This window comes from Marisediminicola senii (assembly GCF_011057645.1).
Lineage (GTDB): Bacteria > Actinomycetota > Actinomycetes > Actinomycetales > Microbacteriaceae > Marisediminicola > Marisediminicola senii.
The window spans coordinates 34,789-43,583 of the sequence record NZ_JAALGE010000021.1; the positions used below are offsets into that span (position 1 = coordinate 34,789).

The window sequence follows — 8,795 nt, forward strand, 5'->3', positions numbered from 1 at the left end:
TTCCTGAATGCTGAAGCGTTTGGGGCGCACGCTCCTGAATGATGAAACCGGCTGTCGCTCAGGGCGAAACGTCCCTCCGGCCCAGGGCGATCGCCCCCACCGCGATGAGGGCGGCGGCGATTCCGTAGAGCGCCAGCAGCGCACCGGGGTCGGCGCCCTCGGCGAGCGGCAGGCCGCCGAATGCCCAGTCGTAGGGCGAGAAGCGGTGCAGCCAGTCGAGGTCGGGGGTCTGGTTCGCGACGGCGTTGATCGCGTAGCCGAGCACGGCGACACCCGCTGCCCCCGCGGTGGAATAGAGCTTGCGCCCGGTGATCGCGCCGACCGCGACGCCCACCGACGCGGTGACCAGCGTGAGCCCGACCAGTGCGGCAGAGGCCGCCAGCACGTTGCCGGGCTCGAGGTCCAGTTCGGCGGAGTCGGTGATCGCGATGATGAGGGCGGACGCCCACAGGCCCAGCCAGGCCAGGCGCACCGCGATCGCCGCGGAACGCTCGAGCACGAGCTGGCCGCGGCTGACCCCGTGCGCGAGGGTGAGTTCGAGCGACCCGCTCTCCTCGTCGCCCGCGACCGCGGCGGTGCCCCAGGAGACCGCCGCGATGGTGAACAGCAGAAAGCCGATAAGCCCGTAGAACGTTGACTGCGTGTATCCGGCCCCGGTGGCGAGCGAGTAGTAGCCAAGCGCGTTGATCAGCTCGGGCGGCAGGCTGTCGATGAGGGACTGCATCTCGCTGGTCGCGGCGAGCGACGGGTAGAGGGGCAAATACAGCGCGATCGCCGCGGCGATGCCGATGCTCCAGGCGATGAGCGAGCGCCACGAATCGGCGAGCGCGCGACGAAAGAGGGGCAGCGGGCTGGTGCGGGTGTGGCCGGTTGCCGCGCCGCGACCGCGCGCCGCCCGGGTCGGGGCCTCAGTCGACATGGGAAGCCTCCTGGGTTCCGTACAGTCCGAGCACCGATTCCTCGAGGTCGGGTTCCTCGGCGATGAGGTCGGTGACCTCGTAGTGTGAGATGGCCTTGATGAGCGGGTCGATGTCGCCGTCTACGGTGAGGTGCGCGCGGCCGGTCGCGGCATCGACGCGTATCCCGGAGACGTGCGGCACAGCAGCGAGCGCGGTGACGAGCTGCGCGGCATCCATGCCCCGCACACCGAGGCGTACCCTCCGCACCGCGGTGAGGCGGAGCGATTCGACGTCGCTGACGGTGACGATGCGCCCCGCGCGGAGGATCGCCACGGTGTCGGCGACCTGCTCGATCTCGCTGAGCACATGCGAGCTGAGGAACACCGTCTGTCCGTTCGCCCGCACCTCGCGCAGCATGGCGAGGAATTCCTGCTGCACGAGGGGGTCGAGTCCGCTCGTCGGTTCGTCGAGCACGAGCAGCGGCGGGGAGTGCATGAATGCCTGCACGAGTCCGAGCTTCTGCTTGTTGCCCTTGCTGAGCTTGCGAACGTGTCGCGTGAGGTCGAGGCCGAAGCGGTCGGCGAGCTCGTCGATGCGACCGGGCGCGACCGGTCCGCTGATGCGCTCGAAGTGCCGCAGCATGGCGCGGCCGGTCACGCGCCCCTCGAGGCGCAGCTCGCCCGGGAGGAACCCGATGCGCCGGCGGAGCGTGGGGCCGCCTGAGCGCGGATCCTCACCGAGCACGCGTGCCGTGCCGCTGGTGGGGCGGATGAGGTCGAGCAGCAGGCGCATGGTCGTGGTCTTGCCCGCGCCGTTGGGCCCGATCATGCCGACGATGCTGCCCTCGGGAACGGCGAGGTCCATGCCGTCGAGTGCGGTGGTGGAGCCGTAACGCTTGGTCAGCGCGGATGTCTCGATCGCGAGGGTCATCGCCCCGCTCCCTTCGTGGAATCGGTCACGGTGTCGTCATACTCACCCGGGCGCGACCTCGCACCGGGGTCGGTGGCGGCGAGCGCCTCGCGGGTTGCGACCAGCATGGCGTCGTCGGCGTACAGGCCGTTCGTGTAAAGCTCGAGGATGGGCAGCGTCATCCGACGCAGGGCCGAGGCATCGAGAACGTCTGAGCCGAGGCTCCTGCCCAGCTGGCGACGCATCACCAGCGGCGCCACCCCGTAGAGGGCGACGATGGTCGACAGCATGTCGCGGTCGCTCGAGTCGTTCATGCTGCCATCGGCGATGCCCCGATCGATCATGACGCGGGTCTCGGCCACGAACAGGTCGAACAGCCGGTCTCCGCCTTCCGTTCCGTCGAGCAGCATGCGCGACAGGTAGTCGACGAACGGTCGGAACTGGTCGATGTCGCCGAGCCATTCCCGGATGGTCTGGGCGGCTCCCGGCCCGGCGACATCGGACTTGCGGGAGACGAATGTCTCGACCAGGTACTCATCGCACTCGATTCGCAGTGCAGCCTTGCTCCCGAAGTGGTGCATCACGAGGCCGGGGCTCACGCCGGCGCGTTCGGCGATCGCGCGCACGCTGGTGTGCGCGAAGCCCCCCTCGCCGAACAGGGCGATCGATGCTTCACGGATGCGCGCCCGGGTGGTGAGGTCGTCGGGACTCGGCACTGAACGCATGTTCATAATGCTAAACGATCGTTCAACCTCCGCGCAATGCTACTCAACCGCCGGGGACATTTGTGCCTTCTGCGCCGGTCGGCCGGTCACTAAGGTGTGCCGGAGCATCGCGTGACACAACACGAGTGACGGGAGTCGCCATGTTCGACAACACACCACCGACCGGTCGCATCGAGACGCGCGACGCCCATGACGTCGTGGCGATCGACCGCCGCTTCGACGTGCCCGTCGCCGAGCTGTGGTCGCACCTCACGGTGTCCGACCGCACCGCGCGGTGGATCGGCCCGTGGCAGGGCGACGCCAGCACCGGACCGATCGACGTCACGTGGACCGCCGAAGACGGCTCCCCCGTCGAGCAGCTGCGGGTGCTGACCTGCCAGCGCCCGAGCCTGCTCGTGGTCGAAACCGTGGGCGACGACCCGTGGCACCTGGAACTCTCGGTGGAGGAGCTGCCCGGTTCGCGATCCCTCCTCACCCTGCGGCAGCGGCTGTCCGACACCGTGCAGCCGTCGACCGTCGGCGGCGGTTGGGAGTTCTACCTCGATCGGCTCGCGGCGGCAGTCGCGGGGAGGGAGCCGCAACCGTTCGGGGGCTACGACGACACCGTCGAGCGGCATTATTCAGGATTGGATGCCGCAGCCGGCCGCACCGACTCCGATGCGGGCGAAGGCGGCACCGAGACCGACGGCAGCGGCACCGGCGGCGCTAGCGACGGCAGCAGCGCCGGCAGCGCTCACGTCGGGCAGCTCGACCTCACCGACCTCCGCGCCCAGGTCACCGGAGTGGTGCTCACCCCCGGCGACCCGGGCTTCGCCGAGGAGGTCGCCGCGTTCAACCTGGGCGTCGTGCACTCCCCCGCCGTGGTCGTCGGCGCAGCATCCACTTCCGACGTCGCCGCCGCCGTGCGGTTCGCCGCCGCGCACTCCCTGCCGTTGCGGGTGCAGGCCACCGGGCACGGTGCCTTCGTCGCCGCCACCGACGGACTGATGATCACCACCCGCCGGCTCGCCGCCGTCGACGTCAACCCGCACACCAGGATCGCGACCATCGGCGCCGGCCAGAAGTGGCGGGCGGTGCACGCCGCGGCCGCCCCGTTCGGGCTCACTCCGATTCCCGGGTCCTCCCCCGACGTCGGGGCGGTCGGCTACACGCTGGGCGGCGGGCTCGGCCCGCTGTCGCGCAGCCACGGTTTCACCTCGGACTGGGTGCGCTCGTTCACCGTCGTCGACGGCGAGGGCGCGGTGCTCGAGGCCAGCGCGGTCAGCAACGTCGACCTCTTCTGGGCGCTGCGGGGAGGCAAGGGCGGCCTCGGCATCGTCACCGAGATGCAGCTCGAGCTCGCCCTGCTCCCGACCGTCTACGGCGGGTCGATCTTCTTCGCCGAGGAGCACATCGAGGCGGTGCTGCGCGGATGGCTCGACTGGACCGAGACCGCATCGGACGACGTCACCACGAGCGTCGCGATCATGCGCCTGCCGCCGCTCGAGTTCATCCCGGAGCCTCTTCGCGGGCGCACCGTGGTGAACCTGCGCTTCGCCTACCCGGGAACCGACGACGAGGGAGCGCGCCTCGCGGCCCCGCTGCGCGCGCTCGCCCCCGCCGTGATCGACGCCGTCGGCCCGCTGCCTACCTACCAGCTGGGCACGATCCACAACGATCCCGACCAGCCGGGCGCCGTGTGGGACCGCGGCATGATGCTGTCGTTCGCCGACCAGGAGTTCGCCGGGGAGCTGCTGCGGCACGTGGGTGCCGGCATCCACTCGCCGTTCGTGTCCTGCGAGATCCGGCACCTCGGCGGCCGCACCGCGATCGACGTGCCGGAGGGGTCGGCGGTCGGCGGGCGCTCCGGGGCGTTCACGCTGATCCTGCTCGGCGTCGACCCGACGCTGTTCGACAGCGTGCTGCCTGAGGCCGCGGATGCCGCGATCGAAGACATCGAGAAGTGGGTGTCGCCCGAGACCACCATCAACTTCGCCGGCGCCATCCACTCGGAGCGGGAGTTCGCGAGCGCCTGGCCGCACGACATCTTCGACCGCCTGGCCGAGGTGCGGCAGCGCTACGACCCGCAGCGCGTGTTCGCGTTCGGTCCGCTGGTCGACGCCTGACGCTCCGGGTTTCGTCATTCAGGAACGCCGGGCTGGGTTCTTTCATCATTCAGGAACGAGCACGCCGAGAGCGCACGATATCGGCGCGGGATAGACCAGATTGCATGGATGCTGCGCCGGCTGGCAGCATCCACCGAATCTGCTTCATCGGCTCCTGAATGATGAAAGCACCTGACGCGCTGATCGACGCGACCGCGCCCGTTGGCTCCCCGCGCCCGTTGGCTCCCCGCGCCCAGGAGGCGTCGCGCCCAGGAGTCCTCGCGCCCAGGAGAACGCGCGGCGAGCAGACCGCATGCTCAGGAAAACTCGGCGAGCACGGCGGTCGACGCGACGACGGCCCCGAGCGCGGCGAGCGAGACGACGATCGCGACCATACGCCGCAGGGCTGGCGCGGCGAGCATCGAGTCGGCGGCGCGTCCCGCACCCGAGGGAAACCCGCGCACCCCGAGCGTCACCGTCGCCAGCACCAGCGCCGCGGCCAGCACGGCGACGACCGGGAGCCCCTGCCGCAACGCCCCGAGCGCGAGCACCAGCCCCATGGTCGCGGCCGCGAGTCCACTGCGCTGCCAGGCGAGTGCCGTGCGCTCCGGCTGCAGTCCGGGGTCGCGCGGTCGGTTCGGTTGCGAGCCGGGCAGATCGGGCGGGCCTGCCGGGCCAACCGGATCGGGCGAGCCGTGCTGCCCGCCGTGCGGGTCGCCAGTCACAACCGGTCGAGCGCGTCGACGAGTGCGTACCCGCCGAGGGCGATGGCGAGAATCACGACGGCACCCACCAGCCAGGGTAGGGCCGACGGCGCGGGCAGCGGGAGGTTCAACCGCAGGGCACGCTCGGTGCGCCGCCACGAGAACAGCGCGGAGACGGCGAGCGCCGCCCCGATCAGGCAGGCGACCATCGACACCAGGTCGAGCAGCAGCGGGAGGTCGGCGAACGACGCGAGGGTCGAGAGCGCGACGCCGCCGGCGATGAGGGCGAGTCCGGTGCGCACCCAGGCGAGCGCGGTGCGTTCGTTGGCGAGGGAGAAGCGGATGTCGGGCTCTGAACCGACCCCGTAGACACTCCGTGGCCGCCGGTCGTCAGATGCCGCCCTGTCGTCACTCACGCGACGAGCCTACGGGAGGGCCGTCGCGCCCAGCCTGCCGCGGGCCAGGGCCGACCCGCTGTCTGCCCTGTGCAGCAGGCGCCACCGGCAGCCCGCCGTTCTCCCGCGACTCGGCATCTGCCGCTGCCACCCATCGACCCGCGGTCTGCCGTACGCAGCCCGCTATCGCCCGCCCGCCGCCCTCGCCAGCCGAAGGAGTAGGCTTCTGGGGCTAACGGACCACAAGGGGAGGGTGTCATGGGCCAGTTTGACCAGTTCGCGAATCAGGGCGGCGCCGCAGCGTGGGATCCCGCCGAGAAGTCCGAAGCGACCCGAGTCGCCGAGGAGCAGCTGCAGAACGCCGACTACTCCGGCGGACACTCCGAGCCGCTCGGCAGCGCCGATTCCGGCACCCTGAACGAGAAGCCGGACGTGGATGCCGCGGCCGACGCATCCGACACCGCCGGTTCGTCGACCGACGAGCCGGGCACCGCGTTCTCCGATGACGGCCAGGCTGACGCAGCCCAGGCCGACGCAGGCCAGCCAGACGCGGCCCAGCCAGACGCAACCCAGGCCGACTGAGCCGACGCGCCGCGCGATGTCGTCCGGTTACGATCCCGACTTCCTGGGGCTGCCGGTCGCGCTGCCCGCCTCGTCCACCCCTGCCGACCAGCTCGCCCGGCTCGACTACCGGCACTTCACCGTCGTGCTGCACCGGCGGCGGCGCCTCGCCGAACTGACCTCGGTCAACATCGACGGCGACAACCTCGTCGATGTCGGCCGGGGCGACGACTGGCACCTCGACGAGCGCGTGCCGGCCGACGAGCAGGCCGGACCCGAGCTGTACGCCCGTAATGACCTCGACCGCGGGCACCTCGTGCGTCGCCGCGACCCGGTGTGGGGTCCGGACGCCGACGAGGCGAACTACGACACCTTCAGCTATGCCAACGCGGCACCGCAGGTCAATTCGTTCAACCAGTCCAAGGAGCTGTGGCTCGGGCTCGAGGACTACCTGCTCGATCACGCCGACGCGACCGGCCGGCGGCTTACCGTGCTGACCGGGCCGGTCTTCGACGACGCGGATCCCAAGTACCGCGGCATTCAACTGCCCCGCAAGTTCTTCAAGGTCGCCGTCTGGGTGATGGATGACGCGGCTGCCGCGACCGCGTACCTGCTCGACCAGGGGGCTCTGCTCGACCGCCTGACCCTGCCCGCGGCGTGGGCGGTCGACGACCCGCCGGAGCTCGGGCCGTTCCGCACGTTCCAGCTGGCGGTGTCGGAGGTCTCGCGCCTGACCGGCCTCGACCTCGCCCAGCTCGAGGCGGTCGACCGGTTCGCGCCGCGGCCCGGCCTGCTGCGCAGCGACTGGACCCTGCTCGAGAGCGCCGCCGACATCCGCCTGTAGCTTTCACTATTCAGCGGATGACGGCCGCTACCGCGCCCCGCTCACGGCCACTCGCTCGGGGCGGTGGCGCGGGACGGCGGCACCGCGACGTCGCGCGCCCAGCCCTCGAGCCACTCGGGCAGCACGACCTCGCTCGGGTCGGCGCCGGTGACCGCGGCCAGCTCGTCGAGCGCGACCGTTCCGCCGCCCTTGCGCAGGAACCTGGCCCGCACGAACGCCTTCGCGTAGAGCTCCCCGCCGGCGACGAACCGCTGCTCGACGTAGACGGCCTTCGCGTCGTAGCCCACGATCTTGGTCTCGAGCGCGAACCGCTGGAACGGCTGCAGCGACTTGCGGAACGAGATCGTCTCACTCGCCGCGACCGGATAGAACCCGGCCGCGAACAGCTTGTCGAGGGCGCCTGACCGCTGCATGAGGTCCTGCCGGCCCAGGTCCATGATCGACAGGTACACGCCGTTGTTCATGTGGCCGAGCACGTCGAGGTCGGTGGGCAGCACCGTGAGGCGCAGGGTTCCGATGTCGTGCACGCCAAGCCTCGGGCCGCGGTGCCGTCTGAGCCAGACCAGGAACGTTCGAAAGATCATGTGCACGACGGTCAGGCTACCTCCGGGTCGCAACGAGCCGACCGCCCGACGGCGGCGACTGCCCCGCGGTCAGTGCCGCCGGTGGTCCTGGATCGTCATGCGCGGCCCGAACCGGGGCTTCGCGAACCCGCTGTGCTCGATGATGCGCATCACGCGCTGACGGTGGCCGCGCCAGGGCTCGAGCAGCTCGAGCATGCCGTCGTCATCGACCGGACGCCCGACCAGCGCCCACCCGACGAGCGCGGGCAGGTGGTAGTCGCCGACGCTTACAGCATCGGGGTCGCCGTGGGAGCGCTGCGTGGTCTCGGCGGCCGTCCACACCCCGACCCCGCGCACCGACCGCAACCGTGCTGCGAGCTCCTCCCCTCCCCTGCCGAGGGTGAGCGTGCGCTCGAGCCCCGAGGCGACGGATGCCGCGGCGAGCGCCGTCCGCGACCGCTGCGGGTCCACTCCCGCGGCGTGCCACTCCCACGACGGAATCATGCGCCACACGGCCGGCGTCGGGCACGCGCGCATTCCGTCGGGAGCGGGACCGGGAGCGGGCTCCCCGTGCCGCGCGATGAGCTCGCGCCACGACCGCCTTGCCTCCTTGCCGGTAACCTTCTGCTCCAGGATCGCCGGCATCATCGCCTCGAACACCCGGTTGGTGCGCAGCAGCCGAAGCCCGCCGAGGCGCCGCTGTGCCTCGCGCAGGAACTCGTTGCCGCTCACGTCGAAGCCCTCCGTGTCGTCACCGTCGCCGAGCAGCTCGGGCACCCCCGCGATCGCCCATTCCGCGCCATCGCCCCACGCCGTGGCCTCGACCGTCGAGGCGACCACGCGCAGGTGCACGGTCGCGGTGCCGTCGGGGGTGGTGATCACGCGCCACACCGCCGAGCCGTCCCACCGCATGGTCGGGTCGAGGCTGCCGCGGCCCAGGGGGCGCAGCGTTCTGCGCAGGTCGACGGGCTCCGACGGAGACCAGGTGGTCGTGGCATCCCCCCGCGTCGTCATGCAGCCATTGTCGCCCGCGCACCCGACACTGCCCTCCAGACGCCAGCCGGGCCGCGCCGGGCCCGACCGGGCGCCCACCCCGCGCCACCCCGCACCG

At 71.3% G+C, this 8,795-nt stretch carries 10 protein-coding genes; 3 read left to right on the forward strand and 7 right to left on the reverse strand.

Translation table 11 applies throughout. The features are described 5' to 3' along the window. Positions 1-58: 58 nt before the first annotated feature. The 3 genes from G5S38_RS08610 to G5S38_RS08620 are packed head-to-tail and all read right to left on the reverse strand — an operon-like array spanning position 59 to position 2,533. Entirely contained in the window at positions 59-919 is an 861-nt protein-coding gene (locus G5S38_RS08610; protein ID WP_165067329.1) for an ABC transporter permease subunit, read from the reverse strand. Then, positions 909-1,829 (reverse strand): ABC transporter ATP-binding protein, encoded by a 921-nt coding sequence (locus G5S38_RS08615; protein ID WP_165067331.1) that lies wholly within the window; start codon positions 1,827-1,829, stop codon positions 909-911. The genes G5S38_RS08610 and G5S38_RS08615 overlap by 11 nt, the downstream gene beginning before the upstream one ends. Beyond that, on the reverse strand, positions 1,826-2,533 hold the full coding sequence (locus G5S38_RS08620; protein WP_165067334.1) for a TetR/AcrR family transcriptional regulator: 708 nt from the start codon (positions 2,531-2,533) through the stop codon (positions 1,826-1,828). The genes G5S38_RS08615 and G5S38_RS08620 overlap by 4 nt, the downstream gene beginning before the upstream one ends. 140 nt (positions 2,534-2,673) lie before the next feature. Here G5S38_RS08620 and G5S38_RS08625 point away from each other — a divergent pair, with 140 nt between their 5' ends. Beyond that, positions 2,674-4,638, forward strand: a complete 1,965-nt coding sequence (locus G5S38_RS08625) for an FAD-binding protein (RefSeq protein ID WP_165067336.1) — start codon at positions 2,674-2,676, stop codon at positions 4,636-4,638. Positions 4,639-4,934: 296 nt separating this feature from the next. On the opposite strand, the gene G5S38_RS08630 is transcribed toward G5S38_RS08625, so the two are convergent. After that, positions 4,935-5,342 carry a DUF202 domain-containing protein gene (locus tag G5S38_RS08630; protein WP_165067339.1) on the reverse strand — a complete coding sequence of 136 codons (408 nt, stop codon included), beginning with the start codon at positions 5,340-5,342 and terminating at the stop codon, positions 4,935-4,937. Next, positions 5,339-5,737 carry a YidH family protein gene (locus G5S38_RS08635; RefSeq protein WP_165067342.1) on the reverse strand — a complete coding sequence of 133 codons (399 nt, stop codon included), beginning with the start codon at positions 5,735-5,737 and terminating at the stop codon, positions 5,339-5,341. The genes G5S38_RS08630 and G5S38_RS08635 overlap by 4 nt, the downstream gene beginning before the upstream one ends. Positions 5,738-5,974: 237 nt before the next feature. Between G5S38_RS08635 and G5S38_RS08640 the strand changes: the two genes are divergently transcribed. Both G5S38_RS08640 and G5S38_RS08645 read left to right on the forward strand, forming a co-directional pair. Beyond that, complete coding sequence (locus G5S38_RS08640) at positions 5,975-6,298, forward strand: hypothetical protein (RefSeq protein WP_165067345.1); 324 nt, start codon at positions 5,975-5,977, stop codon at positions 6,296-6,298. 16 nt (positions 6,299-6,314) lie between these two features. Continuing rightward, a complete protein-coding gene (locus G5S38_RS08645) occupies positions 6,315-7,121 on the forward strand; it encodes a DNA/RNA non-specific endonuclease (protein WP_165067348.1) in 807 nt (268 codons plus the stop codon). Between the two features lie 41 nt (positions 7,122-7,162). Here G5S38_RS08645 and G5S38_RS08650 read toward each other — a convergent pair whose 3' ends face one another. After that, the gene (locus G5S38_RS08650) at positions 7,163-7,705 is read right to left on the reverse strand and encodes an acyl-CoA thioesterase (protein WP_235928973.1); all 543 of its coding nucleotides are present in this window, start codon (positions 7,703-7,705) and stop codon (positions 7,163-7,165) included. A 69-nt stretch (positions 7,706-7,774) separates the two neighbouring features. Further along, positions 7,775-8,698, reverse strand: coding sequence for a DNA-3-methyladenine glycosylase family protein (locus tag G5S38_RS08655; RefSeq protein WP_165067353.1), 924 nt, complete (start codon positions 8,696-8,698; stop codon positions 7,775-7,777). Positions 8,699-8,795: the final 97 nt, after the last annotated feature.

Bases quoted from the DNA above. Each gene is read 5' to 3' on its own strand.
- G5S38_RS08625 (WP_165067336.1), top strand. From the start codon at position 2,674: ATGTTCGACAACACACCACCGACCGGTCGCATCGAGACGCGCGACGCC.
- G5S38_RS08655 (WP_165067353.1), bottom strand. From the start codon at position 8,698: ATGACGACGCGGGGGGATGCCACGACCACCTGGTCTCCGTCGGAGCCC.
- G5S38_RS08645 (WP_165067348.1), top strand. From the start codon at position 6,315: ATGTCGTCCGGTTACGATCCCGACTTCCTGGGGCTGCCGGTCGCGCTG.
- G5S38_RS08650 (WP_235928973.1), bottom strand. From the start codon at position 7,705: ATGATCTTTCGAACGTTCCTGGTCTGGCTCAGACGGCACCGCGGCCCG.
- G5S38_RS08620 (WP_165067334.1), bottom strand. From the start codon at position 2,533: ATGCGTTCAGTGCCGAGTCCCGACGACCTCACCACCCGGGCGCGCATC.
- G5S38_RS08640 (WP_165067345.1), top strand. From the start codon at position 5,975: ATGGGCCAGTTTGACCAGTTCGCGAATCAGGGCGGCGCCGCAGCGTGG.
- G5S38_RS08615 (WP_165067331.1), bottom strand. From the start codon at position 1,829: ATGACCCTCGCGATCGAGACATCCGCGCTGACCAAGCGTTACGGCTCC.
- G5S38_RS08610 (WP_165067329.1), bottom strand. From the start codon at position 919: ATGTCGACTGAGGCCCCGACCCGGGCGGCGCGCGGTCGCGGCGCGGCA.